This window comes from Streptococcus parasanguinis (assembly GCF_047465465.1).
Taxonomy (GTDB): Bacteria; Bacillota; Bacilli; order Lactobacillales; family Streptococcaceae; genus Streptococcus; species Streptococcus parasanguinis_AI.
On the sequence record NZ_JASGZU010000002.1, the window covers coordinates 56,352 to 81,288 of the forward strand.

25 protein-coding genes and 1 tRNA gene are annotated in these 24,937 nt (G+C 44.2%); 3 read left to right on the forward strand and 23 right to left on the reverse strand.

Annotation, left to right across the window (positions count from 1 at the left end):
- Positions 1 to 18: 18 nt before the first annotated feature.
- The 7 genes from era to QM351_RS04725 form a co-directional block, all read right to left on the reverse strand.
- A complete protein-coding gene (gene era / locus QM351_RS04695; protein WP_414326761.1) occupies positions 19 to 918 on the reverse strand; it encodes a GTPase Era in 900 nt (299 codons plus the stop codon).
- 29 nt (positions 919 to 947) lie between these two features.
- Entirely contained in the window at positions 948 to 1,346 is a 399-nt protein-coding gene (locus QM351_RS04700; protein WP_003008202.1) for a diacylglycerol kinase family protein, read from the reverse strand.
- On the reverse strand, positions 1,327 to 1,824 hold the full coding sequence (gene ybeY, locus QM351_RS04705; protein ID WP_003005431.1) for an rRNA maturation RNase YbeY: 498 nt from the start codon (positions 1,822 to 1,824) through the stop codon (positions 1,327 to 1,329). Before ybeY ends, QM351_RS04700 begins: the two co-directional genes overlap by 20 nt.
- A gap of 96 nt (positions 1,825 to 1,920) precedes the next feature.
- Positions 1,921 to 3,657 (reverse strand): tetracycline efflux ABC transporter Tet(46) subunit B, encoded by a 1,737-nt coding sequence (gene tetB(46), locus QM351_RS04710; RefSeq protein ID WP_414326763.1) that lies wholly within the window; start codon positions 3,655 to 3,657, stop codon positions 1,921 to 1,923.
- 1 nt (position 3,658) lies between these two features.
- Entirely contained in the window at positions 3,659 to 5,383 is a 1,725-nt protein-coding gene (gene tetA(46) / locus QM351_RS04715) for a tetracycline efflux ABC transporter Tet(46) subunit A (protein WP_414326764.1), read from the reverse strand.
- 395 nt (positions 5,384 to 5,778) lie between these two features.
- Positions 5,779 to 5,851: transfer RNA gene (locus tag QM351_RS04720), tRNA-Thr, on the reverse strand.
- Between the two features lie 50 nt (positions 5,852 to 5,901).
- Positions 5,902 to 6,471 (reverse strand): GNAT family N-acetyltransferase, encoded by a 570-nt coding sequence (locus QM351_RS04725; protein ID WP_347112433.1) that lies wholly within the window; start codon positions 6,469 to 6,471, stop codon positions 5,902 to 5,904.
- 200 nt (positions 6,472 to 6,671) lie between these two features.
- Between QM351_RS04725 and ald the strand changes: the two genes are divergently transcribed.
- On the forward strand, positions 6,672 to 7,784 hold the full coding sequence (gene ald / locus QM351_RS04730; RefSeq protein ID WP_195424148.1) for an alanine dehydrogenase: 1,113 nt from the start codon (positions 6,672 to 6,674) through the stop codon (positions 7,782 to 7,784).
- Positions 7,785 to 7,974: 190 nt separating this feature from the next.
- Here the strand turns inward: ald and QM351_RS04735 are convergent, their stop codons facing one another.
- The 7 genes from QM351_RS04735 to rplK all read right to left on the reverse strand — a co-directional run bounded on the left by QM351_RS04735 (position 7,975) and on the right by rplK (position 12,914).
- Complete coding sequence (locus QM351_RS04735) at positions 7,975 to 8,970, reverse strand: PhoH family protein (RefSeq protein WP_414326766.1); 996 nt, start codon at positions 8,968 to 8,970, stop codon at positions 7,975 to 7,977.
- A 79-nt stretch (positions 8,971 to 9,049) separates the two neighbouring features.
- The gene (locus QM351_RS04740; RefSeq protein ID WP_003005127.1) at positions 9,050 to 9,265 is read right to left on the reverse strand and encodes a YozE family protein; all 216 of its coding nucleotides are present in this window, start codon (positions 9,263 to 9,265) and stop codon (positions 9,050 to 9,052) included.
- A 10-nt stretch (positions 9,266 to 9,275) separates the two neighbouring features.
- On the reverse strand, positions 9,276 to 10,130 hold the full coding sequence (cvfB, locus tag QM351_RS04745) for an RNA-binding virulence regulatory protein CvfB (RefSeq protein WP_061455029.1): 855 nt from the start codon (positions 10,128 to 10,130) through the stop codon (positions 9,276 to 9,278).
- Between the two features lie 99 nt (positions 10,131 to 10,229).
- Positions 10,230 to 10,787, reverse strand: coding sequence for a ribosome recycling factor (gene frr, locus QM351_RS04750; RefSeq protein ID WP_003005165.1), 558 nt, complete (start codon positions 10,785 to 10,787; stop codon positions 10,230 to 10,232).
- Between the two features lie 19 nt (positions 10,788 to 10,806).
- Complete coding sequence (pyrH, locus tag QM351_RS04755) at positions 10,807 to 11,538, reverse strand: UMP kinase (RefSeq protein WP_003005706.1); 732 nt, start codon at positions 11,536 to 11,538, stop codon at positions 10,807 to 10,809.
- A gap of 163 nt (positions 11,539 to 11,701) precedes the next feature.
- Positions 11,702 to 12,391: a 50S ribosomal protein L1 gene (rplA, locus tag QM351_RS04760; RefSeq protein ID WP_003005355.1), complete on the reverse strand. Its 690-nt coding sequence runs from the start codon at positions 12,389 to 12,391 to the stop codon at positions 11,702 to 11,704.
- Between the two features lie 97 nt (positions 12,392 to 12,488).
- Positions 12,489 to 12,914: a 50S ribosomal protein L11 gene (rplK, locus tag QM351_RS04765; RefSeq protein ID WP_003005369.1), complete on the reverse strand. Its 426-nt coding sequence runs from the start codon at positions 12,912 to 12,914 to the stop codon at positions 12,489 to 12,491.
- A 160-nt stretch (positions 12,915 to 13,074) separates the two neighbouring features.
- Here rplK and QM351_RS04770 point away from each other — a divergent pair, with 160 nt between their 5' ends.
- Positions 13,075 to 13,419 carry a DUF3397 family protein gene (locus QM351_RS04770; protein ID WP_049474322.1) on the forward strand — a complete coding sequence of 115 codons (345 nt, stop codon included), beginning with the start codon at positions 13,075 to 13,077 and terminating at the stop codon, positions 13,417 to 13,419.
- 190 nt (positions 13,420 to 13,609) lie between these two features.
- On the opposite strand, the gene QM351_RS04775 is transcribed toward QM351_RS04770, so the two are convergent.
- The 5 genes from QM351_RS04775 to QM351_RS04795 all read right to left on the reverse strand — a co-directional run bounded on the left by QM351_RS04775 (position 13,610) and on the right by QM351_RS04795 (position 20,223).
- On the reverse strand, positions 13,610 to 15,928 hold the full coding sequence (locus QM351_RS04775) for an HAD-IC family P-type ATPase (protein WP_414326769.1): 2,319 nt from the start codon (positions 15,926 to 15,928) through the stop codon (positions 13,610 to 13,612).
- Positions 15,929 to 15,936: 8 nt separating this feature from the next.
- The gene (locus tag QM351_RS04780; RefSeq protein WP_414326771.1) at positions 15,937 to 16,323 is read right to left on the reverse strand and encodes a VOC family protein; all 387 of its coding nucleotides are present in this window, start codon (positions 16,321 to 16,323) and stop codon (positions 15,937 to 15,939) included.
- A 67-nt stretch (positions 16,324 to 16,390) separates the two neighbouring features.
- The gene (locus QM351_RS04785; RefSeq protein ID WP_414326773.1) at positions 16,391 to 18,739 is read right to left on the reverse strand and encodes a DNA translocase FtsK; all 2,349 of its coding nucleotides are present in this window, start codon (positions 18,737 to 18,739) and stop codon (positions 16,391 to 16,393) included.
- 152 nt (positions 18,740 to 18,891) lie between these two features.
- Positions 18,892 to 19,395 carry a hypothetical protein gene (locus tag QM351_RS04790; protein WP_118227925.1) on the reverse strand — a complete coding sequence of 168 codons (504 nt, stop codon included), beginning with the start codon at positions 19,393 to 19,395 and terminating at the stop codon, positions 18,892 to 18,894.
- A 63-nt stretch (positions 19,396 to 19,458) separates the two neighbouring features.
- The gene (locus QM351_RS04795; protein WP_182280159.1) at positions 19,459 to 20,223 is read right to left on the reverse strand and encodes a hypothetical protein; all 765 of its coding nucleotides are present in this window, start codon (positions 20,221 to 20,223) and stop codon (positions 19,459 to 19,461) included.
- Positions 20,224 to 20,462: 239 nt separating this feature from the next.
- Here QM351_RS04795 and QM351_RS04800 point away from each other — a divergent pair, with 239 nt between their 5' ends.
- Complete coding sequence (locus QM351_RS04800) at positions 20,463 to 21,308, forward strand: peptidylprolyl isomerase (RefSeq protein ID WP_227223622.1); 846 nt, start codon at positions 20,463 to 20,465, stop codon at positions 21,306 to 21,308.
- Between the two features lie 301 nt (positions 21,309 to 21,609).
- Here the strand turns inward: QM351_RS04800 and QM351_RS04805 are convergent, their stop codons facing one another.
- From QM351_RS04805 to QM351_RS04820, 4 genes are all read right to left on the reverse strand, one after another.
- A complete protein-coding gene (locus tag QM351_RS04805) occupies positions 21,610 to 23,151 on the reverse strand; it encodes an ABC-F family ATP-binding cassette domain-containing protein (RefSeq protein WP_414326776.1) in 1,542 nt (513 codons plus the stop codon).
- Between the two features lie 363 nt (positions 23,152 to 23,514).
- On the reverse strand, positions 23,515 to 23,868 hold the full coding sequence (locus QM351_RS04810) for an arsenate reductase family protein (protein WP_031576371.1): 354 nt from the start codon (positions 23,866 to 23,868) through the stop codon (positions 23,515 to 23,517).
- A gap of 5 nt (positions 23,869 to 23,873) precedes the next feature.
- Positions 23,874 to 24,365: a methylated-DNA--[protein]-cysteine S-methyltransferase gene (locus tag QM351_RS04815; RefSeq protein ID WP_195326741.1), complete on the reverse strand. Its 492-nt coding sequence runs from the start codon at positions 24,363 to 24,365 to the stop codon at positions 23,874 to 23,876.
- The gene (locus QM351_RS04820) at positions 24,349 to 24,930 is read right to left on the reverse strand and encodes a GNAT family N-acetyltransferase (RefSeq protein WP_031576369.1); all 582 of its coding nucleotides are present in this window, start codon (positions 24,928 to 24,930) and stop codon (positions 24,349 to 24,351) included. Before QM351_RS04820 ends, QM351_RS04815 begins: the two co-directional genes overlap by 17 nt.
- Positions 24,931 to 24,937 lie beyond the last annotated feature (7 nt).

Sequence of the window (24,937 nt, forward strand, 5' to 3'; positions counted from 1 at the left end):
CCATCTGCCCACCTCTTCTTAATATTCTTTTTCGTTGTATCCGAAATCGGCAAGATCCAATTTCTTATCCCGCCAATTTTTCTTGACCTTGACCCAAGTTTCTAGGAAGACCTTGTCCCCTAGCATGAGCTCGATATCCTTCCGCGCAAGGGTTCCAATCTTCTTAAGCATGGCCCCGCCTTTTCCGATGACAATACCTTTTTGGCTATCGCGCTCGACCATGATGGTTGCACGGATATGGACCTTATCTGTCTCTTCATCCCGCTTCATAGAATCCACTACTACTGCCATAGAGTGGGGAATTTCTTCCCGCGTTAAATGCAAAACCTTTTCACGGATCATTTCAGAGACCAAGAAGCGCTCTGGATGGTCAGTGATTTGATCGGCAGGGAAATATTGGAAACCTTCTTCTAAGTTTTCGCTCAAAATGTCAATCAAACGCGAAACGTTGTTCCCTTGAAGGGCTGAAATCGGTACAATTTCCTTGAAATCCATCTGACTACGGAAGTCATCGATTTGCGCCAAGAGTTGGTCAGGGTGCACCTTGTCGATCTTGTTGACCACCAGAATAATCGGCACCTTAGCAGCCTTGAGGCGTTCAATGATCATATCATCACCCTTGCCACGCGCTTCATCTGCTGGCACCATAAAGAGTACGGTATCGACTTCCCGAAGGGTACTATAGGCTGACTCCACCATGAAGTCTCCAAGGGCTGTCTTGGGTTTGTGAATCCCTGGGGTATCGATAAAGACGATCTGTTCCTTATCCGTCGTATAAATCCCCATAATCTTATTGCGCGTTGTCTGCGCCTTGTCACTCATGATGGCAATTTTTTGCCCCATGACGTGGTTCAAAAAAGTTGACTTCCCAACATTGGGACGTCCTAAAATGGCTACAAAGCCTGATTTAAATGTCATAGTTTCCTTTCACGAGGGCATACTCCCTCTTATCCAAATACCAAGGCCCAGAATTTGGGCACAAAAATCACCAGTCCTGTCAGTAGGGCAAAGCCTGATACGACCAGGACTGCTCCAGCTGCCATGTCTTTGGCATTCTTTGCCAACATGGAGAAATGGTAGTTACTCGCTAAATCCACCACATTTTCAATGGCTGAATTCATAATTTCAAAAGCAATCACCAAGGTGATGCTGAGCAACAAAAAGAGCCATTCTGTCGCAGAAATCCTAAATACCAAACCAGCAAGAATTGCTACGAGGGCTGATAAGGCATGCTTGCGCATATTGCGCTCTTCTTTGATCGCCGTGAAAATTCCTGTTATCGCAAACTCCAGGCTTGAAGTGAAGTCCCGATTTTTCCATTTTCGCTTATTGTCTTGTGAGTCCATAGGCTGTCAAAATCTCTTCCTGTAAGCCAAACATTTCCTTTTCTTCTTCCGGCGTATAGTGATCATAGCCATTGATGTGAAGAAAACCATGCACTGCTAAAAATCCCATTTCGCGCTCAAAGCTGTGGCCATATTCTTCAGCTTGCTCACGCGCCTTATCAATTGAAATAAAGAGCTCACCAATATAGGTATCGAATTCAGCCATCATCTCTGCCAATTCTGGATTTTCTGCAAGGTCTTCCTCGTCAAAAGAAATCTCCATCTCCGGCTTGTATTCTAAACTGATGACATCCGTCGGACGATCCGTATCACGGTATTCAAGATTTAGTTCATGACTGCGTTCATTGGTTACAAAAGTCACAGCCATTTCCTTGTCTTCTTTCCCAATTTTTTGAGCAGCAAATTCTAAAATTTCTTGCGTTTGTTTTAAGATTTCGTCAGAGACTTGACCAGTCTCATCTACCATTTCAATATACATCTGGATCACCTCACTATTATCACTTCATTATAGCATAAAACCAGCCTATATACTAGATACAGGCTGGTTTTCAATCTTTTTCTTTGCAGGACAATCTTACACCACTGTTTGCTGGATGGCATTCATCTGAGCATAGATCCCGCCTTGTGTGACTAGTTCCTCGTGTCTACCACGCTCCACAATGCGTCCTTCGGATAAGACTAAGATCTGATCCGCATCTTGGATAGTGGACAAGCGATGGGCAATGATAAAGGTGGTCCGGCCCTTTTGCAAGACTGCCATAGCCTGTTGGATGATTTCTTCTGTTTCCGTATCGATGTGAGAAGTTGCCTCATCCAAAATCAGAATTTGCGGATTCATATAGAGCGTCCGCGCAAAGGAAATCAATTGGCGCTCACCACTTGAAAAGGCGGATCCTTTTTCTACGACTGGATGGTCGATTCCCTTTTCAAGGCGCTCTACAAAGGGCCAAGCCCCGACTTTTTTCAAGGCATCTTGGACCGCATCCCGATCAATGTGATCCTGATTCATGGCCACATTACTAGCAATGGTCCCCGTAAATAGATAAGGATCCTGCAGAACAATCCCCATGTGGCTTCGCAGGCTCTCACGAGAAACTTGGCGAATATCTTGACCATCGATCAAAATCGCCCCTTCTTGAGGATCATAAAAACGATAGAGCAGGTTCATAATCGAAGACTTACCCGATCCAGTATGGCCCACCAGAGCGATGGTTTGACCTGGACTAGCCTGAAAGGCAATATCCCGCAGAACTGGCTTGCCTTCTTCATAAGCAAATTGAACGTCGTCAAACACGACTAGAGCCTTTTCTATCTTCAGTTCCGATGCACCATCGGCCTCTAAGGGTTGGTCTAAGAAGGCAAGGACGCGGCTCCCCGTTTCTAAGGATCGCCGAATATTTGGGAATTGACGACTGAGATTGGCCATGAGATCAAATAGATTAATGACATAGTTAATATTGATAAATAAGAAACCAGCCGTCACACCGATATTACCCTCTAGGAAAGAAATCCCAGCGATGGTCAAAATGCCTGCAATCACTAAAAACTTGAGCAATTCCGTCAAGGTCCAAGAAGCAATGGAATCGGCTAAGAGGATTCGATCATTGGCTCCTAACATCTTCTGGGTAGTGGCTTCAAACTCCTCCACCACACCAGGCTCTTGATGATAGAGCTGGATCATACTAGCACCATGCAAAAGTTCATTGACCTGGGTATTGACCTCGCTTCTCGCATCAAAGAAATCCTTCATAGGCTGGTCCGTCATGACCTTGTAGAGATACTGAATCCCATAGAAAATCGGAAAGACCAAACACAAGAGAAGGCCCATCATAGGACTCAGGTAAAAGAGAATCCCTAGGATAAAGAGGAAACGCACCAAGTAGATGACTAAAATCATACAAGAGTTATAAAACTGGGTCCGCAAGGTCTCCGTATCATTGACAATTCTTGTCGCGATCTTCCCAGCCGGCTTATCATCAAAATAAGAAATAGGCAGTCCTTGCATGACTTGAAAGGCTTGGTCTCTCAGACTAGCGGTTACTTGATTACTTCCATGCAGTAAGATCCGATTCCCCATGTAGCTAATCAGCTGCCCCAGGCTCAAGACCAAGAGATAGAATCCTCCCATCTGAAGCAAGTCCCCTTGCCCGCCACCGTGGGTCAATGCAGTCAAAGGCCCATCGATCATCTTTTGGAGAAGAAAGGGTGACAATTCAGAAAAAATGGTGGCTAGTAAGAGGCAAATAAAGCCAGCAAGAAAGACAGTTGGATAAAGCGTGATCCTCGATAATAATCGTTTTAAAACTTTCATCTTATTCTCCTTCCTGTTTTTGTTGCCGTTGGTATTGTTCATAATACCAGCCCTCTTGAGCTAATAAATCACTAGCCCTGCCTTCTTCTACAATCTGCCCTTGATCCAAGACGATGATCCAATCCGCCTGATGAACAGCCGACAAGCGATGGGAAACAATGATGGTCGTCTTGTCTTTTCGTTCTTTTTGAATCGTGTCAATAATGGCCTGTTCAGTCTTCGCATCCACCGCCGAAAGGGAATCATCTAACAGCAAGAGCTCTGCATCTCTTAAGAAGGCACGCGCCAAAGAGATCCGTTGTTTTTGACCTCCTGATACAGAGACCCCTTTCTCACCGATCAGGGTGTCCATTCCATGAGACATCCGCTCGAGATCATCCGCAAAAGCAGCTTGGGCTACTGCTTCCACCAAGTCTTCTTGGTTGGCTCCTTTTTTACCAAGCGCTATATTCTCACGGATAGACTTGGAGAATAAAATATGTTCTTGGGAAACATACCCAATTTTTTCTTCGATGGAGTGTCGGTTGTAGTCCACGATCGGTTGCTGGTTGACCAAGAATTCTCCCTCACCAACTGGGTACTGCCGCAAGAATTGTCGAACTAGGGTAGTCTTTCCTGCACCGGTACGACCAACAATCCCAACCGTCTGTCCTTTCTGAATGGTCCAATCAATGCCTAACAGGCTCTTTCGCTCAGCACCGGGATAGCTGAAAGAATAGTCCTTAAACTGCACCAAATCAATCTGCTCTAAGTAGTGAGGACCATCTGGCTCCAGATCATCCGTTTCATCAATCACTTCTTTTAATTTTTTATAGGACATTTGCCCTGTCTGGTAGACCAAGATCAGGTCCGCCATCATCCACATAGGCTCAATTAAAAAGACCAAATACAGCTGTAAAGCCAATAATTTCCCAAGACTCAATTGCCCGCTTGCCAGGGACTGGCCTCCAAATAGCAGGAGCAAGACTGTCGAGAATCCAATAAACAACAGGGCTAAAGGTCCAAAAGAATACTGGATAGAGGCAATTTTATCCCCCGTTTTGGAGAGACTGGCCGTTTTTTTCTGAAACTGTTTGACCTGCTGATCCCGTCTACTATAGGCCCGCATGACTCGGATCCCTTCGATCGACTCCAAGACTTCATCGTTCAACTGAGCGACCGCTTCCCGGTTTTGCTCAACATACTCCTCCTGCTTTCTACTCAAAAAATAGGTAGAGACGACGAGGAAGATCATAGGAATAAAGGAAATCAAGGTTAATTGCCAAGAAATGAAAAACATGGTCGGAATAATAAAGGCAAACAAGCCACCGCCAAACAGGAGCACCATCATCCCGTAACCCGCCATATCAGCCATCCCATCCACATCTGTCGTAAAGCGCGTCAAGAGATCTCCTGAACGGAATTTCTCAAAAAAGGGACGCCGCATGGCTACTAGCTTACGAAAAGCTTGTCCCTGAAGGGTCGCCTTGAAATGGACTGACGACTGAAAGAGTCGCAACTGCCAATAAAAAGCCGTTAGGTAATTGAGGATGGCTGATCCTACCAAGAGGACCATATCCCATACAAAGTTGGATTGCGTCAGCGTCCGCTGACTCAAATGATCCACTAAGCGCTGGATGACTTGCGTCGGGATCAATAAAGTGTAATCATAAAGAATCAGGACCATAGCGATCTTTATATATCGCCACTTGCGCTCCCTGATATACTCCCAAATAGCTCTAATCATATATTCTCCTTTTCAAAATGGCACAGAAAAAACCCAAGCAAGGAGCTGAGTACGTGCTCAGTCCACACTTGGGCCTTCTGATGCCTGTCACCAATTCAGTTAAGGCAGGTAAAAATGCATACAAAAAACCCAAGACAGACTCCTCCATCTTGGGTTCCATTTATAGTTTACATCGAACTCAACTGAGATTGGAGAAGCTGTGTATTCAATTGTGTCATCAAGAATGCTACTTTGTTCATGATGGTTTTCTCCTTTCTCTTTGTTGTTCTAACTTTACCACGTATTTCCTTGCTTGTCAACGTTTTTTTGAAAATTGTTGAAAAAAGCCGGACTTTTAAAGATGGACTTGCAAAAAAAAGAAGCCTAGATCTTCTCTAAGCTTCTCTCTTCTGCTATGCTAGTTGCCGGGATTGAACCGGCGACCTCATCCTTACCATGGATGCGCTCTACCGACTGAGCTAAACCAGCAGTACCTATCTACTATATCATGGAGATAGGTCTTTTGTCAATATCCTGACTCATTTTTCTGCCAAATATTCTTCCTTCGTGAGGACATAATGAACTCTCGTCACCATTCTCCCTTCTTCATGCAAGTCTAGCATCGCGTAGGGCTCCTCGTGAGAATATTTCATCCCTGATTTGGCCATCACCCGTCCAGAAGCTGGGTTGTCCTTATCATGAACAGCAATGAGCTTGTTCATCCCTAACTGTTCAAAAGCCAAGGCAATGACTGCCTTGGCAGCCTCTGTCGCAAGACCTTGGTTCCAATAATCTTTATTCAGAACATAGCCGATACTCCCCTTCTTCAGACAAAGATCCAAATCCAGCAAATCAATCGTCCCGATAAATTTTCCATTTTCTTTGAGTTCGATCCCCCATCTTCCAAGTGGGCTCGCTAGGTAAAAGAGGGCAATATTATTACGCGTCTCTTCTATACTTTGATTGGTTGCAAAGGTATAGCGCGTAACTGTCTCATCAGAAGCATACTCAAACATAGCTGGTGCATCATCAAGAGTGACCGGACGCAAGTGCAAACGCTCTGTCTCCACTTCACGATAAGCCGCTAACTTCACATATAAATTTTCCATTTGACACTCCTTCTTTAGGAATTAGTTTAGCAAATAACCTAAAGGAAGGCAAGCTCAAATTTTTCTTGCTTTTTAACCCACTTTTCTATACAATAAAATCTATCAAAACAATCGGATAAGGAGTGAAAAGGTCATTGAGTCAAGAGAGCAATCTTACACCAATGGCCTTTTTACACCTAAATCTGAGCAAGGAGGCAAGAATGCTTATTGGTATTCCTAAAGAAATTAAAAACAACGAAAATCGGGTCGGTTTGACACCTGCAGGAGTACAAAGCTTGGTCAAGAAAGGGCATCAAGTTTTAGTAGAAACAAATGCCGGACTTGGTTCTGGCTTTGCAGATGAAGATTACGCCAAACAAGGAGCGACTATTGTTGCGACTGCTGCAGAAGCTTGGGCCGCTGAGATGGTGGTCAAAGTCAAAGAACCTCTTACTGAAGAATACGGCTTCCTTCGCGAAGACCTCTTGCTCTTCACTTACTTGCATATGGCTGCCGCACCTGAATTAGCGGACGCTATGGTCTCAGCTAAAACAACTGGGGTGGCCTACGAAACGGTGCGTGACCTTGATGGACAATTGCCTCTCTTGGTGCCAATGAGTGAGGTGGCTGGACGGATGGCCGTGCAAATCGGTGCTCACTTCCTTACCAAACAAGAAGGTGGATCAGGAGTCCTCCTAGGTGGGGTACCTGGTGTTCCTAAAGGGAAAGTTACCATCATCGGTGGTGGGGTCGTTGGAACCCACGCAGCTCGTATCGCCCTTGGACTTGGTGCCCAAGTGACCATCTTAGATATCAGCGCTAAGCGTTTGGCAGTTCTGGAAGATGTCTTTGGTCACCAAATCCAAACCCTTATGTCCAACCCATTTAACATTGAAGCCAGCGTCCGTGATGCCGATGTTGTCATCGGTGCTGTCTTGATTCCTGGTGCTAAAGCTCCTAAATTAGTGACAGACGATATGGTTAAACAAATGCGTCCCGGTTCTGTCATCGTGGACGTGGCCGTTGACCAAGGTGGTGTTATCGAAACAGCGGACCGTGTCACAACGCATACGGAACCAGTTTACGAAAAACATGGCGTGCTCCACTATGCCGTTGCCAATATCCCAGGGGCTGTCGCTCGTACCTCTACTATCGCCCTTACCAATGTGACCCTTCCTTATGTCGAATCCCTAGCTGACAATGGCTTCCACAAGGCAATTGCCCTCGATGAAGGCTTGCGCCAAGGTGTCACTACTTACCAAGGCCATATCACAAGCCAACCTGTTGCTACTGGTTTAGAGCGTGACTTCACACCAATCGATGAATTGGTATAATTACTGATATTTAAAGGCTGGGCACAAAGTGTCCAGCCTTCGTTGTATGATACAAATAACTACATGACGCAGTGGTTGAGTGGGCTCTACTACGCTGATTTCATCAGCTTTTACAGCCCTACTCAACTGTGCGGAGGTGGGACGACGAAATCGAATTCTAACGAATTACCGATTTCTGTCCCACTCTCTTTTATTCTGCTTCTTCCACATCCGGTTTTTCTTTGAGGACTGGATTTGGAATGGGCTCGTAGGCCCGGATAATCTCTGCTACTACTGGATGACGAACGACATCCTTGGCAGAGAAATGCACAAAGTCAATTTGAGAAATGTTCTTCAATTTCTCCTGGGCATCAATCAAGCCGGATTTAACATTTCGAGGAAGGTCAATCTGGCTGGTATCACCATTGACAATCATCTTAGAGTTAAAACCAAGACGGGTCAAAAACATCTTCATCTGCATGATGGTGGTATTTTGCGCTTCATCGAGGATGACAAAGGCATCGTCCAAGGTCCGCCCCCGCATATAAGCCAAAGGCGCAATCTCGATAATCTCCCGCTCCATCATCCGAGTGGTTTGGTCTTTCCCTAAAATTTGATAAAGAGCATCATAGACCGGACGTAGATAAGGGTCTACTTTTTCTTTGAGATCTCCTGGAAGGAAACCAAGGCTTTCTCCGGCTTCCACAGCTGGACGCGTCAAAATAATCCGCTTGACCTGACCACGCTTGAGGGCGGTCACGGCCAAGGTCACTGCTAGGAAGGTTTTCCCAGTCCCCGCTGGTCCAATCCCAAAAGTGACATCATGGTTCTTGACACTATCGACATAGATCTTTTGACCAAGCGTTTTAACCCGAATGGGCTTTCCGTAACTATCCTTGATAATCTCTTCTTCATAGAGAGCGATGAACTTATCCAATTCCCCATTTCTCACCATGGTAATGGCAGTCACCACATCCGGCGTACCAATGGTCATGCCACGGTTAACGAGGACCAAAAGAGCCTGGATGACTTGACGAACCTGCTCGCAGCTTTCTTCTTCCCCAATGATTTGGACGATTTCTGTCCGGGCATGAATAGTCACCCCAAATTCTTGCTCCATCAAACGAAGATGGCGTTCGTTAGATCCAAACAAATGAAAGAGATCGTCTGGATGCGTTAATGTAATTTCAACTGAATGTTCTTGCAAATAAAGAACCTCTCTACCTGTGTTTTTCTATTATTATAACAAAGAGGCCGAGAAAAAACCATCCTCGACCTGTCCTTTTCTAGTGGGCTTGGTATTCTTCCCAAATCGCATCAAAATCGCCAAGATTAAAGGAAAAGCTCGCATGCTCTTCTAGATAGCGACTGACCTCGTCGAAGTCATCTGTATGCTTGGGAAAAGCAGACTCGTGAAAAGCAAGATCTGCTAGAATGGCTTTAGGAGCATTGCTTTTAGGATTGCGCTCCGTCATCAGCCAAGTATAAAACGATTTTCGCATAAGCCTCCTCTTAGATTAACTCTGTTCCAAACTGGTCCTGCTTGATTTTTTTGGCCTTCATCAAACCACCCAAAGCCTTTTTGAACTGACCTTTTGAAATCCCAAAAGTTGCCTTGATCTCTTCTGGAGATGACTTATCATTCAGGGTCATAAAGCCTCCATTGGCTTCCAAATAGGTCAAAATCATTTGGGCATCGTTTTCCAACATCTCAAAGGAGCGTGGCTTCAAAGATAGGTTCAAGGTCCGATCCACTTCACGAAAACCAATAACGCGAGCATTTACGACCTCTCCCAAACGAGGTTCTGCATAGCGCTCACTTGGGTGGATAAAGCCCAGCATATTGTTCTCTGGAAGGTAAACAAAGGTTCCAGACAATTTCAAGCGGTAGACAATGGCTGGCCAGTTTTGGTTTTGCATATTGTTGTAGGCTGGACGAGCCAAACGCTGGAAATCTTCCTGGTAGGCCAAGATCCCCCAAATCCGATCTTTCTTATCGACTTCTAAACGAATATAGAGACGATCGCCCTTTTTAGGCCATAGATCTTTGATCTCCGGTAGGATATCTAGTGAGACAACAATCTGCTTATCTGGAAGCCCTGTATCCACGAAGACTCCCAAATCCTTGCGCACCTCCGTAACCGTTCCCCAGCCAAAGCTTTCTTGAGTTGCAGTGACTTCAAGTGTCGTGAGTCGGAGCTTTTGCTTCATATCCGTATAGGCAAAGCCCTTGACACTTTCTCCGACTTTGTGTGGGCCTTCTGCTTTATCAAGCGCGTAGGTCTGGCCATCTTTTTGAACAAAATAGAAGTGATCATTTTCATCAATAACCATTCCCATGATGTAGCTTGCTAGATTCGTATTCATGTTTCCTTCTTTCCTCTTGCTTCTTCACAAGAATAATGGAAATAAAACCCAGCCAGCAGTGCCAACTGAGTCTTTCTTTCCTGTAATGGTTGGGATGGATTAAACTTCCATCAATTCTTTTTCTTTGTGCGCTGTCATTTCATCCACATGCTTAACAGCATCATCTGTAACTTTTTGGATCTCTTTTTCAAGACCTTTCAATTCATCTTCTGTGATTTCTTTTGCTTTTTCTTGTTTCTTCGCTTCATCCATAGCATCACGACGGATGTTACGGATCGCTACTTTAGCATTTTCACCCACTTTTTTCACTTCTTTTGCCAAGTCACGACGAGTTTCTTCTGTCAAAGCTGGGATAACCAAGCGGATAACAGATCCATCGTTGGCTGGAGTGATGCCAAGGTCAGAAGCATTGATGCTGTGCTCGATGTCTTTCAAAGATGATTTATCAAATGGTGTGATCAACAAGACACGCGCTTCTGGAATAGTGATAGATGCCAATTGGTTCAAAGGAGTCTCTACTCCGTAGTATTCTACGAAAATACGATCCAAAAGACTTGCATTTGCACGTCCAGCACGGATGCTACCAAATTCACGTCCCAAACTTTGGTGAGACTGGGTCATTCTTTCTTTTGCTTTTTCTACGATTGGGTTTGCCATAATCTTCCTCTATTTTCTATTATTTTTCTACGTTATTCGATACGGTTGTACCGATATTTTCACCAAAGACAACGCGTTTGATATTGCCTGGTTCATTCATATTAAAGACAACCAAGTCAATGTCGTTGTCCATGGAGAGAGTAGAGGCTGTTGAGTCCATGATGCGAAGACCTTTGTTGATCACATCACGGTGAGTCAATTCCTCAAATTTCACAGCTGAAGCATCTTTTTTCGGATCGGCATTGTAAACACCATCGACCCCATTTTTGGCCATGAGAATGGCATCTGCTTCAATCTCAGCTGCACGAAGGGCTGCTGTCGTATCTGTTGAGAAGTAAGGAGAACCGATCCCTGCACCAAAGATCACGATCCGATCTTTTTCAAGGTGACGAAGGGCACGACCACGGATATAAGGTTCTGCGACTTGTTGCATGGCAATCGCTGTTTGAACACGGGTATCCACGCCAACTTGTTGAAGCGAATCAGCCATCACAAGAGCGTTCATGACAGTACCAAGCATACCTGTGTAGTCTGCTTGAACACGATCCATCCCTGCTTCAGCAGCAGGTTCTCCACGCCAAAGGTTTCCCCCTCCAATCACCAAGGCAATTTCAATTCCAAGTTCATGAACTTCCTTGATTTCTTGGGCCATATTTTGGACAGTTTTGATATCGATTCCGACACCACGTTCGCCAGCAAGAGCCTCACCAGATAGCTTGATTAAGATACGTTTATACTTAGGTTCTACCATTTTCTCTCTCCTTTTTTGATCTGTATTATTTTACCATAAATTACGTTTTTTATATAGTCATATCCATCAAAATTTTCTTTTTTCCATCCGATTAGTTTTACCAACTGTAGCAAATAAAAATGGAGTACAAAAAAAGCTACCCGAAGGCAGCTTTTCATTTCAATTAAAGTGAGTTAACATCCACTTTGATACCAGGACCTTGAGTTGTAGTCAAAGTCAAGCTAGTTACGTAAGTACCTTTAGCTGTAGCTGGTTTTGCTTTTTGGATTGTGTCGTTGAAAGCTTTAAAGTTTTCAACCAATTTAGTATCATCGAATGAAACTTTACCGATGATCGCTTGAACGATACCTGCTTTATCAGCACGGTAAGTGATTTTACCACCTTTAGACTCTTCAACTGCTTTCGCAACATCCATTGTTACTGTACCAGTTTTAGGGTTTGGCATCAAGTTACGAGGTCCAAGGACACGTCCAAGACGTCCAACAAGAGCCATCATGTCAGGTGTAGCGATAACTACGTCGAAGTCCAACCAACCGTCGTTGATTTTCGCAACAAGGTCATCTTCACCTACGAAGTCTGCACCAGCAGCTTTTGCTTCTTCAGCTTTTGCACCACGTGCAAATACAAGAACGCGAGCTGTCTTACCAGTTCCGTTTGGCAATACCATTGCACCACGGATTTGTTGGTCAGCTTTTTTCACGTCGATGTTCAAGTTGTAAGCAACTTCTACAGTTGCGTCAAATTTTGCAAAGTTAGTTTCTTTTGCAAGAGCTACAGCTTCTTCTACGCTGTAGACTTTTGTGCTGTCGATTTTTTCAAGAGCAGCACGAAGTTGTTTGCTTTTTTTAGCCATTTTATCTTTCTCCTTGTAATGTGGTCATATCGATTTTCATCTCCCACGTCACTCGTCATTTGATCAAGTGTATTGCGGGCAAATAGGATTGTTACAATTAGTCAGTAACAGTGAATCCCATAGAACGAGCAGTACCTTCGATCATACGCATTGCAGACTCAATGTTTGCAGCGTTCAAATCTGGCATCTTAGTTTCAGCGATTTGTTGTACTTGTGCACGAGTTACAGTTGCAACTTTTGTTTTGTTCGGTGTACCTGAACCTTTTTCAACACCTGCAGCTTTTTTCAAAAGAACAGCAGCTGGTGGTGTTTTTGTAACGAAATCGAATGATTTATCTTCATAAACAGTGATAACAACTGGGATGATCATACCAGCTTGATCAGCTGTACGAGCGTTAAACTCTTTAGTGAATCCCATGATGTTGATACCTGCTTGACCAAGCGCTGGACCAACCGGTGGAGCTGGAGTAGCTTTACCAGCAGGGATTTGCAATTTTACAAGTTTTTCGACTTTTTTAGCCATTTCTTAAATCCTCCTTTGTGGTTTTGGCGGTAATTACAGATTTTTACCTCCCACAAGTATGCTTTGTGCATACCTTTCTATTATACACGATTTCTCTTTTTTTGCAAGAAAAAATTAAAATATAGTAAACTTTTTTTTCATTTTATGATAGAATGAAGCTATGTTAATCAAAGTTGCTTCTGTATTATTTATTTTTTTAACGCTGATTCTGAGTGGCATCATTGTTCACCTCTTTAAGCTTCAAAAAAGAGGATGGCGATCGACCGATATTGCCTTTCCTTTATTTGCCCTAGAGTACTACCTGATCTCAGACAGCGCCTTTTATCACAGCCTCTTACCACTGCTAGCTTTAAGCCTTTCGCTTTTAGCCTTGGGGCTAACGATTTATTTCTTAAAAAAGAAAAAGTGTTTTTATTACCCTAGATTTATCAAATACTTCTGGCGTGCTGGATTTCTAGTCACCTTCTTACTCTATCTAATCTTAACAGCTAGTTTGTTTATTTAATACCAAAAGGAGGCTGGGACAAAAGTCCTAGCCTCTTAATTGTTTTTGGATTTTCGAGCAAGACGCAGTGGTTGAGTGGGCTCTACTACGCTGATTTCATCAGCTTTTGCAGCCCTACTCAACTGTGCGGAGGTGGGACGACGAAATCGAATTCTAACGAATTATCGATTTCTGTCCCACTCTCTTTCTTTTATTTCTTCCGATGAAAGAACCAGCCCACTAACTTCTTGAAGAGTTGAATCAAGATGAGAGCGAGAACCGCCATGATGGCGCAGATAAGCAGCGTTTGAAGTCTCAAGGGGCTCATGTTAAAGAATTTCCCTAGGATACTACTTGAAACCAGAAAAGCTAGGATATTTCCTAGAAGAACCAGTCTCTTGTAGTGATTGAGAGGCTGGGATTCTTGATAGATGATGGTAAAACCAACGAAGGCCATCAAGCAGATGGCTGCACTCGAGAGTTCTTCCGACTTGATGTCAAATGCTGAAGAGAACAGTACCAGACTAAAGATCAGTATAAAATCCGTCAAGGCAGCAGGCAGTGCATTTTTAAAGACCGTTTCGATAAAGCGTCCTTTGATGCGCTCGCTATTGGGCTCAAGCGCTAGGAAGAATCCTGGAATTCCAATTGTAAAACCACTGATCAAAGACATCTGTGACGGCATGATGGGATAGGTAAAGGCTAAGAGCGTCACTGAGATAGCCAACAAAATGGAGAAGATATTCTTGATCAAAAAGAGACTGGCTGATCGTTGAATGTTATTGACCACCCGACGACCTTCTGCCACGATAGACGGCATCTTCCCAAAGTCAGAATCCAGTAAGACCACTTGTGCCATCTTTTTGGTCGCATCATTTCCAGATTCCATCGCAATACTACAATCCGCTGTTTTGAGGGCCAAAATATCATTGACCCCATCTCCGGTCATAGCGACCTTGTGTCCTTTTGCCTGCAAGCCTTCTACAAGGCTTTTCTTTTGCTCTGGGGTCACCCGACCAAAGACTGTATACTGGCTCGCCGCTTGGTGCAAGTCTTCTTCCGTCTGCAAGGTTCTGGCATCGATCAGATCTTCAGCTCCTTCAATTCCTGCTTTTTGTGCAATAGCTGAGACGGTAGCAGGGTTGTCCCCTGAAATGACCTTAATGGTTACACCTTGTTCTTTAAAGTAGGCGAAGGTTTCTTTGGCATTTTTTCTCAAAGGATTGGAGAGAATGATCCAGGCTACCAAATCCACAGGAGCCTCTAACGTCTCTCTAAGGTCTTCTCCCCTATATTTTCCAAAGGCCAAGACCCGATTACCTGCCTGCGTAGCAGGGGCGATCTCTTTTTCAAGCTCAGAGAAGCTCTCTCGTAAAACAAATTCTGGAGCGCCTAATACATAGATCCCCGGTTCAAAGGCAATGGCCCCATACTTTTTCTTGGACGTAAAGGGCAGTATTTCAAGAGGCTTCCAAGGACGGCTGACTGGCATCTTGTGGAATTTTCGGATCGCATCCATGGTATCGTTTTGATCCATACTAGCTTCTACATACTGAGCTAGAGCTTCCAAGTCTTGAGCGCCTTTAACCGGACGAATCTCTGTCACTTCCATACCAGGCTCTGTAATGGTCCCTGTCTTATCGACACAAAGGACATCCACGCGCGATAAGGTCTCAATCCCCTTCATGCTATTGAGCAGAACCTTTTCCTTGGCTAATCTGACAGCGCCCAGAGCCAGTGCCAAGGTCATCAAGAGATACAAGCCTTCTGGAATCATCCCGATCAAGGCTCCGACTGTTGAAGTCACACTGAGTTTGAGGCTATCGCCTAGGCTGATATAGCTGCGAAGAAAAAGGAGCGAACCTAGTGGAATGATAAGGAGACCAATGATCCCCACGATTCGGTTGACCGCATGGACCATGTCAGACTCCTCATGAGACTTGACTTGCTTAGCTTCCAGGCTCAATTGGTTGATATAGGAGTCGTTCCCAACTTTTTCCAATTGCGCTAAACCTTGACCAGCGATCACAAAACTACCTGACATGAGCGCATCTTGCGCTCCTTTTTTGACCTCATCGGCTTCACCTGTCAATTGCGACTCATCGACTTTTAGCTCGCCCTCCAGCAAGACCCCATCCGCATAGATCTGATCTCCAGCTTGAAAGCGAACCAGATCGCCCTCCACCAGTTGATCGATAGGTAGAGCGACTTCTTTTCCTTCGCGAAGAACGACCGCCTCACTCATATGTAAAAATTGCATCTGACGCAAGATCCGTCTAGAGCGGACTTCCTGCACAATTCCTACCAAGGAGTTGACCACGACGACCGGAACAAACAAGAGATTGTTCCAAGACTTCACTGCTACCAGCAAGACTGCTAAGACCAGGAAAATCAGATTAAAGTAAGTAAAGACATTGTCTCGAATGATCTGCCCAATACTTTTTTCTGTCTTGACCGTGACCTTATTTTGCTTGCCCTCTTGGATCTTTTTCGCTACTTCTTCCTGACTGAGTCCTTCTAATCTAACCATTGCTTTCCTCACTCATGTATTTCCAAGGGCAATCCTTCTGGATCGAAGAAAAATGCCATCTTCTTGCCATCAAAATCGTCATAGCGAAGGCCTGTATTCTCAATACCTAGCTGATCCAATCTAGCTAGATAGGCCTCTACATCGTACACTTGAAAGGCCAGATGACGCAGTCCCGCATGCTCGGGCAAGGGGAGCTTCGGACGTTCTGGGGCCGTCGGTTTGATAAAGAGTTCTAAAGTCAGCTGCCCCTGACGGAGATTGATCAAGATATCTCCCCGTTCGGGACGGTCATACTCACTGACAATCGCAAAGCCCAACTGCTCCACATAAAAATGCAACATAGCGTCGCGATCCCGTCCAATGATGGCAATATGATGAATCGTATCTAACTTCATCTGGTCCTACTTTCTATTTTCTATAAAAAGAAAAGGGAGTGGGGCAAGTGCCCTCTTCCCCCTAGACTTATTGTTGCAATACTTTTCGAGGTTTGGTTCCTTCAGCTGGTCCAATCACACCCGCTGCTTCCAACTCTTCCATGAGGCGAGTCGCCCGGTTAAAACCAACCGATAAGCGGCGCTGGATCATCGAAGCACTGGCTTTTTGGGTCTCGATGACGAGCGCTTTGGCCTCTTCAAAGAGAGGATCACCTTCATCAGAGCCACCCATACCTCCATCAAAGTCTGACTCCGATACTTCTCCTGGATCGAAGGCATCATCATAATCAGCTTCTGCCTGCTCTTTGACAAAGTTGACAATCCGCTCCACATCGTCATCTGAGATAAAGGATCCTTGTAGACGGATCGGATGATTTTCATCGATCGGTTTAAAAAGCATGTCTCCACGACCGAGCAATTTTTCTGCCCCATTTTCATCCAAGATGGTCCGTGAGTCGGTCCCAGATGATACCGCAAAAGCGACACGGGAAGGCACATTGGCCTTGATCAAACCTGATATAACGTCAACCGATGGCCGTTGGGTCGCAAGAATCATGTGAATTCCTGCTGCACGTGCCTTTTGTCCAAGGCGAATAATAGCATCTTCCACTTCTTTACTTGCCACCATCATCAAGTCTGCCAACTCGTCGACAATGACCACGATCAAAGGAAGGGGCACTTGCTTCATCTCAGACTGGGCATTGTACTCAGCCACCTTGGCATTAAAGCCAGCAATATTGCGAGCCCCCACTTTTGAAAAGAGCTCATAGCGATTTTCCATCTCATCGACAACTTTTTGCAGGGCCCGACTAGCCTTGCGTGGGTTGGTCACTACTGGAATCAAGAGGTGAGGAATATCATTGTAGACAGAAAGCTCCACCATCTTTGGATCGACCATCATAAACTTGACTTCGTCCGGACGAGCCTTCATCAAAATACTCGAAATAATTCCATTGACCGCTACTGACTTACCAGATCCAGTAGAACCCGCTACCAAGAGGTGGGGCATCCGAGCCAAATCAAAGGTTCGTGCCGAGCCATCTACAGCCTTCCCAAGAGGAATCTCAAGGAGTTTAGCTGGGTCTGTTTTGGACTGCTCCCACAATTCACGGAAGGAAACAGTCGCAATCTCTGAGTTGGGCACTTCAATCCCGACCAGAGACTTCCCTGGAATCGGTGCTTCAATCCGCACATCCTTGGCTGCTAGTGCCAAGGCCAAATCATCTGCTAGATTGGAGATGCGGTTGACCCGCACACCGACAGCTGGCTTGACCTCATACTTAGTGACAGAAGGACCGATTTCTGCCCGCTCCACTGTCGCCTTGATATTGAAGCTTGCAAAGGTCTCTTCCAAAATGCGGATATTCTGACGAACGATGTTTTTCTCTTTGGATTGATTTTTCGGCTTGTCAGGTGCGAAGAGATCAATGGTTGGAAGTTTGTATTGAAGGAGTTCCTTAGGCGTGAAATCCACTTGAACTTCTTCCCCATCGTCCTCGAATTCTTCGGCTTCCGGAAACTCTTCGTATGCTTCAGGCCATTCTTCATCTGGCAGGTAGATCTCTGGTGTGGCTGGTGCAACAATTTCTGCTTCTGGGAAGGTCTCTGTGAACGGCTCTTCCGCCAGCACCTCTCCCGTTTCAGGGTCTACAGGATGCCCTTCCATTGAAAGGGGAGTTGGAAGAACTGCACTTGCTTCTTCTTGCTCTCGTTCAGCTACAGCAGCTTCCTCAGCAGCTCTCGCTTCCTTTTCAAGGAACTTCTGCTCGCGACGTTCTTTACGTTTTTCCATAGAAGCGTGGAAGGCTTCCGATCCCTTTTCAAACAAATCATAGATGGAGTAAGGACTCATCAAGAGAATCCCCAATCCAATAAAGAGAAGGCCAATAAAATAAGAGCCAATATTTGAAAAGAGGAAGGAAATCGGAGCATAAAGAAGGGCACCGATCATACCACCACCGGCAAAGCTCTCCACTCGCAGATGAATCAAGTCTGCCATGATTCTTGAAAAGGTGACCTTGATTCCATTATTGTCTAAATGAAGGGAGGATACAAAGAAGGCCTGAAACATCAAGAGAACCCCAGCAAAGAAGCTTAGGAATCCTGAAATAACCCCTTCGTGTTTGTCCAGCCATTTAAAGGCATAGAGGTAGAAAAAGGTCGCTAAAATAGCCAAATAGGCTAAACTTCCAACAAAGAGTCGGATTAAGTTGTAGGCCAAGACCCCTACTGCCCCCAATTTCAAGGCTGCAAAGACTAAAACCAGACTAATGAGAATGGTCGCAATCATGCGATGAATCGCTTTTTTTCTTTCTAATTCTGCTTTGGACAGTCGTCTCGTCGACCGTGTTTTTTTTGATTGATTATTGTTTGCCATAACCTTTATTATATCACATTTCCAAGCTAGTTCTCTAGTAAAATCTCTTCCACAAATTTGTAGCAGAAAGCAGAAAAACAGCACCGAGTGGGCACTGTTCTTTAGAGCTGTTTAGAACGATATTCAATGATGTTCAAATTCCAAAATGGTTCTTACTCAGATTTTTTATCCTCCGGTGTGATGGTATCTAGAACTTGGTCGACTTTTTGCTCTCTTTCCAAGTCATGATCCGTTTGAATCATATCAATTTGATCTTGTAAATTTGTCTGCTGGACTTGTGGTTTGAATGACGAAGCAAATCCTACTCCAATTACCAATAAACTCGCTCCAAGGACGCAAAGTCTCTTGACATGCCAAGCCATCGGCAAGGGAATTTTCGCTCGAATACCTGATTTCTTGACCCAATCCGGATGATCTCGCATGACACGATTAGCTGCCATCAGAGGCATCAGGTAGCCAAAGAGCGCAATGACCGTTGTCAAACCAATAACCCGAAAACGATTCTGATTAGATGGAGAAACATGGTTCACTTCCATCAGGACCATGCCCGTAATCACCAAAATAATGACCAGTAATAAGCCCAAAGATCCCCATAGACCTTCCCTACGGTAGCATTTCAATTCATCAAATGACATCTCGTTAAAATTCTTATTCATTCTCCAATAACTCCTTGTGTTTTTTCAGGCTCTTTCAATTAATCTCTATTTTGATCGGAGGATTTACAGATGCCTGCCTTCATCCTTCAAGTATTGCTTAGCCTTTCGAACGATATAGAGTGACTCATCTTCTGAGATTAACTTGTGAAAGAGATCATTGGCTCTGTGCTGATCACCTTTAAGAGTAGCATTCAAGGCTTGGTAGTAGATAATTTCCAACTGCTGGTACTTGAAATCATTGCTTAAATCTTCGAAATAGTCATTGCTTTGGTGTGCAATGGTTAAATCATAAAGAGCGAGACAGACTTTTTTTGTTTTCTCAGCTAGTGTAGGGTCTGTGATAGTCAATTCATTCAACCGATCCTCCAGCTCTTCCCTAGACAAATCAGTATCTGTCAGCACGATCGAGCGAATAAGATAACTCTCAAAAAAATTCTTATATTTCTGCGAATAATCCGTCTGACTAAGTGCTTCCCTAGATTCTTTTATGACAGTATCAAAATCTCCCATCATAAAAGAATAGGCAACCGATGTCAGCTTAATATCTATCTGTGAAATAGCTTTTTTCACATTCTTGTTCAACTGAAGGTATTGCTGCCAAAAAGCTAAATCTAAGTCTACATGGAGCAAGGTGTTGCACTTGTTGGTGTAGCTTTTCTTGAGCAATTGGATGAATAAAATCAAGCATGCAATAACCAATAAAACGCCAGCAGTCTGAAGAAGATTATCCCTGACCACTAATCCAATGCAAAAGATCAGAAGCATTGCTAACAAGCCTGCAGATCTAATATAGAGTCTATAGTTTTTGCGTAGAGTTTTATAATCCAATTTGTAGCCTCCTATTCATGATACGGTTTTTGAGGGAATTCGTTCATTTTCAAACAAATTAACATATCTCCCATCATACCGAATTTTCCATCTATACGCAACTTCCTTCTTAATTAGTGATTTATCAAATGTTATCGGTCTTGAAACAACCTCAGAAAATAGAGAATCCCGTCCAGATTTGAAAGTATTGCAAAATTAAGGTACAATAGAGAAAGACAACTATGTTGGAAAGGAAGAATATGAAAAAATTAATCGCACTACTATTATTTTCCGGCTTGGCTTTGACAGCTTGTTCGTCTAATAAGACTGACGCTAACTCTTCAAGCTCAAGCAAAGAAAAGACAGAGCAGACAGCAACTTCTAGCTCTAGTGAAAAAGATCAAAAGAAAATTGAACAAGAACAAAAGAAATTAGAGCAACTGCGCAAAGATTTTAACGATGCCATGACCAATGAAAATGCAGTTTTTCCACAGCTCTCAAATGAAGTGGCTGAAGACGAAGCAGAAGTTAAAATCACAACAACTGAAGGCGACATCACTGTCAAGCTCTTCCCTAAATATGCCCCACTTGCAGTTGAAAACTTCTTGACCCACGCAAAAGAAGGCTACTACAATGGCTTACTTTTCCACCGTGTCATTAACAACTTTATGATCCAAACTGGGGATCCTAAGGGAGATGGTACTGGTGGCGAATCCATCTGGAAGGGCAAAGACAAATCCAAAGATTCAGGTACTGGTTTTGAGAATGAGTATTCTCCATACCTTTACAACCTTCGTGGAGCCCTTGCCATGGCCAATTCTGGTCCAAATACCAATGGTAGTCAATTCTATATCAACCAAAATAAGGATGATATTTCAAGTAAACTCCCAACTGACCGCTTCCCAGCTAAGATCATCGATGCTTATAAAAATGGTGGAAATCCAACCCTTGATGGTGGCAACTACACTGTCTTTGGACAAGTCGTCGATGGTATGGATGTCGTCGATAAAATCGCCTCTGCCGAAACTGATGATAAGGACAAACCAAAAACAGACATCAAGATTGAAAAAATCGAGATCTTAAAAGACTATAATTTCAAAAAATAATGAAAAGAGAACCGCGCGGTTCTCTTTTTAAGATATTGATAAAATATTTTACATAAAATTACCTAATAGATTCATTGGTACATAAAATCAATTATAATTATTTAAAACATTCATCTACTGAAACTTTCCGCTGTGAGAAAAGTGCCTGAAACAATACAGTTTCAGGCACACGGAATTATTGAGACCATAGGCTCAATAATTAGTCATGGAACTTCGCAGAAGTTCGCTGACGTCCGTACTCACCTAAGGAAAGTTTCTAAGAAGAATCTGAAAAGAGAACCATGCGGTTCTCTTTTTGTCTTTAAGTCAATTCATTAAAGTCCCAGATTTGGTCCATCCAGCCTTCATAGAAGTCTGGCTCGTGGCAAACCATAAGGATCGATCCCTTGTATTCTTTCAGGGCCCGTTTCAATTCATCTTTAGCATCCACATCCAAGTGGTTGGTCGGTTCGTCCAAGACCAAGACATTGTTTTCACGATTCATCAAGAGACAGAAACGTACCTTGGCTTGCTCTCCACCGGATAAGACCTGGATTTGACTTTCGATATGCTTGGTGGTCAAGCCACAGCGGGCAAGGGCTGCACGGACCTCTGCTTGGTTGAGAGCCGGAAAGGCATTCCAGACTGCTTCAAGTGGCGTCTGACGATTGCCTCCTTCGACCTCTTGCTCGAAATAGCCAAGTTCTAGGTAATCTCCACGTTCTACTTCTCCAGCGATCGGTGGAATGATTCCTAGCAAGCTCTTCAAGAGAGTGGTTTTCCCGATCCCGTTGGCACCGATGATGGCTACCTTTTGACTGCGCTCAAACGTTAGGTTCAAAGGCTTGGTCAAAGGATGGTCATACCCAATCTGGAGATCCTTGGCCTGGAAGATAAAGCGTCCCGGAGTACGGGCATTTTTAAAGTCAAAGGATGGCTTTGGTTTCTCACTTTGCAGTTCAATGAGTTCCATCTTGTCCAGCTTTTTCTGACGAGACATGGCCATATTCCGTGTAGCTACACGCGCCTTATTACGGGCTACGAAATCTTTCAAATCAGCAATTTCTTTTTGCTGACGCTCATAAGCCGCTTCTAATTGCGACTTCTTCATTTCATAGACTTCAAGGAATTGGTAGTAGTCTCCTGAATAGCGGGTTAACTGCTGATTTTCCACATGGTAGACGATATTAATCACATCGTTCAAAAATGGAATATCGTGGGAAATGAGGACAAAGGCATTTTCATAATTTTGCAAATAGCGCTTGAGCCAATCAATGTGCTCTGAATCCAAGTAGTTGGTCGGCTCGTCTAGTAGCAAGATATCAGGTTTTTCAAGGAGGAGTTTGGCCAAGAGAACCTTGGTCCGTTGCCCACCTGACAAGGAGGTCACATCCGTCTCCATCCCAAAGTCCATGACCCCAAGAGCACGCGCCACTTCATCGATCTTGGCATCCAAGGTATAAAAATCACGGCTTTCTAGACGTTCTTGGAGTTCTCCAACCTCTTCCATGAGAGCATCGACATCAGCTCCCTCTTCTGCCATGGCCATATAGAGGTCATTGATCCGAGCTTCAGCTGTGAACAACTCATCAAAAGCCGTCCGCAAGACATCGCGCACCGTTTGTCCTTCTTTTAGGACAGCGTGTTGGTCCAGGTAACCAGCAGTCACATACTTAGACCACTCGACCTTTCCTTCGTCTGGCTGCATCTTACCGGTCACGATGCTCATGAAGGTCGATTTTCCTTCACCATTGGCCCCGACAAGGCCGATATGCTCTCCCTTTAGCAAACGGAAAGACACATCCTCAAAAATCGCACGGTCCCCAAAACCGTGACTCAAATTTTTCACTTCTAAAATACTCATGCTTGACTCTCTTTCATTGATTTCACTCGTATGATTATATCATCTTCAACTCAAAATGAAAAGGGAGCCCAACTCCCTTTAGAATATATAAAAATAAATTATAAGTAAAATAGGTTACGCGATTTTGTCAAGAAATCAAAATAAGTTCTAACTTATGAATTTCATAAAGAATATACTGAAACTTTCCGCCGTGAGAAAAGTGCTAGAAACAATAATGTTTCTAGCACTCGGGAGTTTTGAGACCTTAGGCTCAAAACTAAGTCATGGAACTTCTTTGAAGTTCGCTGACGTCCGTACTCACCTAAGGAAAGCTTCTGGCATAATTTTATTATAGATCTGAAGAAAATCCAACTCCCTTTTCATTTACAAATCCAAGTCTGCGTATGGTTTCCGGTAGCCCACTTGAACCACTTTTCCGTCTTTAACAAGTAGGGGGCGCTTGATCAGCATACCATCTGAAGCAAGGAGATCCGCCGCTTCTTTCACCGTCAGTTGATCCACCTTATCTTTCAAACCGAGTTCCCGGTATTTCATCCCGCTGGTATTAAAGAAAGACTTGATTGGTAGGCCAGATGCTGCCATCCAGTCCTGTAATTCTTGACTAGTCGGTGTTTCGGTTACAATATTTTGGCTCTGAAACTCACATTGAAGACCGTCCAATTCTGATTTAGCTTTTCGACAAGTCGAACATTTTGGGTATTCAATAAATGTATACATCGATTTTATTTCTCCTTCCAGGTAATTCCTTCGTGTTTTAAAAGCCAGCGTTTGCGATCAAGTCCAGACGCATAGCCCGTCAGTTGTCCATCTTTTCCCATCACACGGTGGCAAGGGACTAAGATCGTCAAGGGATTGCGTCCAACAGCCTGTCCTACGGCTTGGGCTGAACCACAAGAAAGATCCTGGGCAAGCTGGCCATAGGTCTTGGTCTCACCATATGGGATCTCTCGCAATAACCGCCACACCCGCTCTTGAAAGGCTGTCCCTTGCGGTGCTAATGGAAAGCTGATAGCGATTGGATCCCCAGCAAAATAGTGGTCCAACCACTCCTTCACCTTCTCATGGTAGGGATGGACCTGTTCCAGCGCCCCATAGGGATCAGGCGCCTCTTCTTTCGGATCATAAAAATCAAGCTCAACAAGGCCTTCTTCACTGACAACGATCGAAAGAAGCCCCATAGGGCTTTCATAAAATTGTTTAAGATAGAGAGTCATTGTAGGCTGCTTCCGCTCTTTGGTCCCAGCGGTCCTCTTCTGAGACCACTTGGAATAGACTAGTTTCTGCTTTTCGTTTGATCTTTTGATAAGCCAGACGGACTCCATCAATAGGGACCTTTCCACAATAATGGTAGCCCAATTTTTCAAGCAAATGTTGCATGACCAGATTATCCGGGTGCGTATCGCAACGGAAATCTGGGCCTTTTTCTCCTTCGATTAAACCTTGAAGGAAGGTCTGAGCCACCCCTTTGCCAGCAGCTTCTTTGGCTACAGCGACACGGTGAAAAGTGACATACATATAGTTGTCATGCTCCCACTTGCCATCATAAATCTCATTATAGGCCGCTTCATTTCCCTTGTGGACGGCTGCATAGGCGACGACTTCCTGATCTTCAACCGCCACATAGCCTCGACTTTCTAGAATATCCTCAAAAATGATCTCTTCATCTGGATAGCCATCCTGCCACTGGTCGACCTGTCTTTGAGCCAGGCTTTCCTTGGCATCTTGGATGATTTCCATAATTCGCTTAATCTCATTGGGATAAGCCATTCTAATTTCCATCCTGCTT

Bases quoted from the DNA above. Each gene is read 5' to 3' on its own strand.
- QM351_RS04780 (WP_414326771.1), bottom strand. From the start codon at position 16,323: ATGAAGTTAGATACGATTCATCATATTGCCATCATTGGACGGGATCGC.
- QM351_RS04775 (WP_414326769.1), bottom strand. From the start codon at position 15,928: ATGGTTAGATTAGAAGGACTCAGTCAGGAAGAAGTAGCGAAAAAGATC.
- QM351_RS04805 (WP_414326776.1), bottom strand. From the start codon at position 23,151: ATGAGTATTTTAGAAGTGAAAAATTTGAGTCACGGTTTTGGGGACCGT.
- pyrH (WP_003005706.1), bottom strand. From the start codon at position 11,538: ATGGTAGAACCTAAGTATAAACGTATCTTAATCAAGCTATCTGGTGAG.
- QM351_RS04770 (WP_049474322.1), top strand. From the start codon at position 13,075: ATGTTAATCAAAGTTGCTTCTGTATTATTTATTTTTTTAACGCTGATT.
- QM351_RS04725 (WP_347112433.1), bottom strand. From the start codon at position 6,471: ATGGAAAATTTATATGTGAAGTTAGCGGCTTATCGTGAAGTGGAGACA.
- QM351_RS04820 (WP_031576369.1), bottom strand. From the start codon at position 24,930: ATGGAAATTAGAATGGCTTATCCCAATGAGATTAAGCGAATTATGGAA.
- era (WP_414326761.1), bottom strand. From the start codon at position 918: ATGACATTTAAATCAGGCTTTGTAGCCATTTTAGGACGTCCCAATGTT.
- QM351_RS04810 (WP_031576371.1), bottom strand. From the start codon at position 23,868: ATGTATACATTTATTGAATACCCAAAATGTTCGACTTGTCGAAAAGCT.
- ald (WP_195424148.1), top strand. From the start codon at position 6,672: ATGCTTATTGGTATTCCTAAAGAAATTAAAAACAACGAAAATCGGGTC.
- QM351_RS04785 (WP_414326773.1), bottom strand. From the start codon at position 18,739: ATGGCAAACAATAATCAATCAAAAAAAACACGGTCGACGAGACGACTG.
- QM351_RS04800 (WP_227223622.1), top strand. From the start codon at position 20,463: ATGAAAAAATTAATCGCACTACTATTATTTTCCGGCTTGGCTTTGACA.
- cvfB (WP_061455029.1), bottom strand. From the start codon at position 10,130: ATGAATACGAATCTAGCAAGCTACATCATGGGAATGGTTATTGATGAA.
- rplA (WP_003005355.1), bottom strand. From the start codon at position 12,391: ATGGCTAAAAAAAGCAAACAACTTCGTGCTGCTCTTGAAAAAATCGAC.
- QM351_RS04790 (WP_118227925.1), bottom strand. From the start codon at position 19,395: ATGAATAAGAATTTTAACGAGATGTCATTTGATGAATTGAAATGCTAC.
- rplK (WP_003005369.1), bottom strand. From the start codon at position 12,914: ATGGCTAAAAAAGTCGAAAAACTTGTAAAATTGCAAATCCCTGCTGGT.
- QM351_RS04740 (WP_003005127.1), bottom strand. From the start codon at position 9,265: ATGCGAAAATCGTTTTATACTTGGCTGATGACGGAGCGCAATCCTAAA.
- frr (WP_003005165.1), bottom strand. From the start codon at position 10,787: ATGGCAAACCCAATCGTAGAAAAAGCAAAAGAAAGAATGACCCAGTCT.
- QM351_RS04815 (WP_195326741.1), bottom strand. From the start codon at position 24,365: ATGACTCTCTATCTTAAACAATTTTATGAAAGCCCTATGGGGCTTCTT.
- QM351_RS04700 (WP_003008202.1), bottom strand. From the start codon at position 1,346: ATGGACTCACAAGACAATAAGCGAAAATGGAAAAATCGGGACTTCACT.
- ybeY (WP_003005431.1), bottom strand. From the start codon at position 1,824: ATGTATATTGAAATGGTAGATGAGACTGGTCAAGTCTCTGACGAAATC.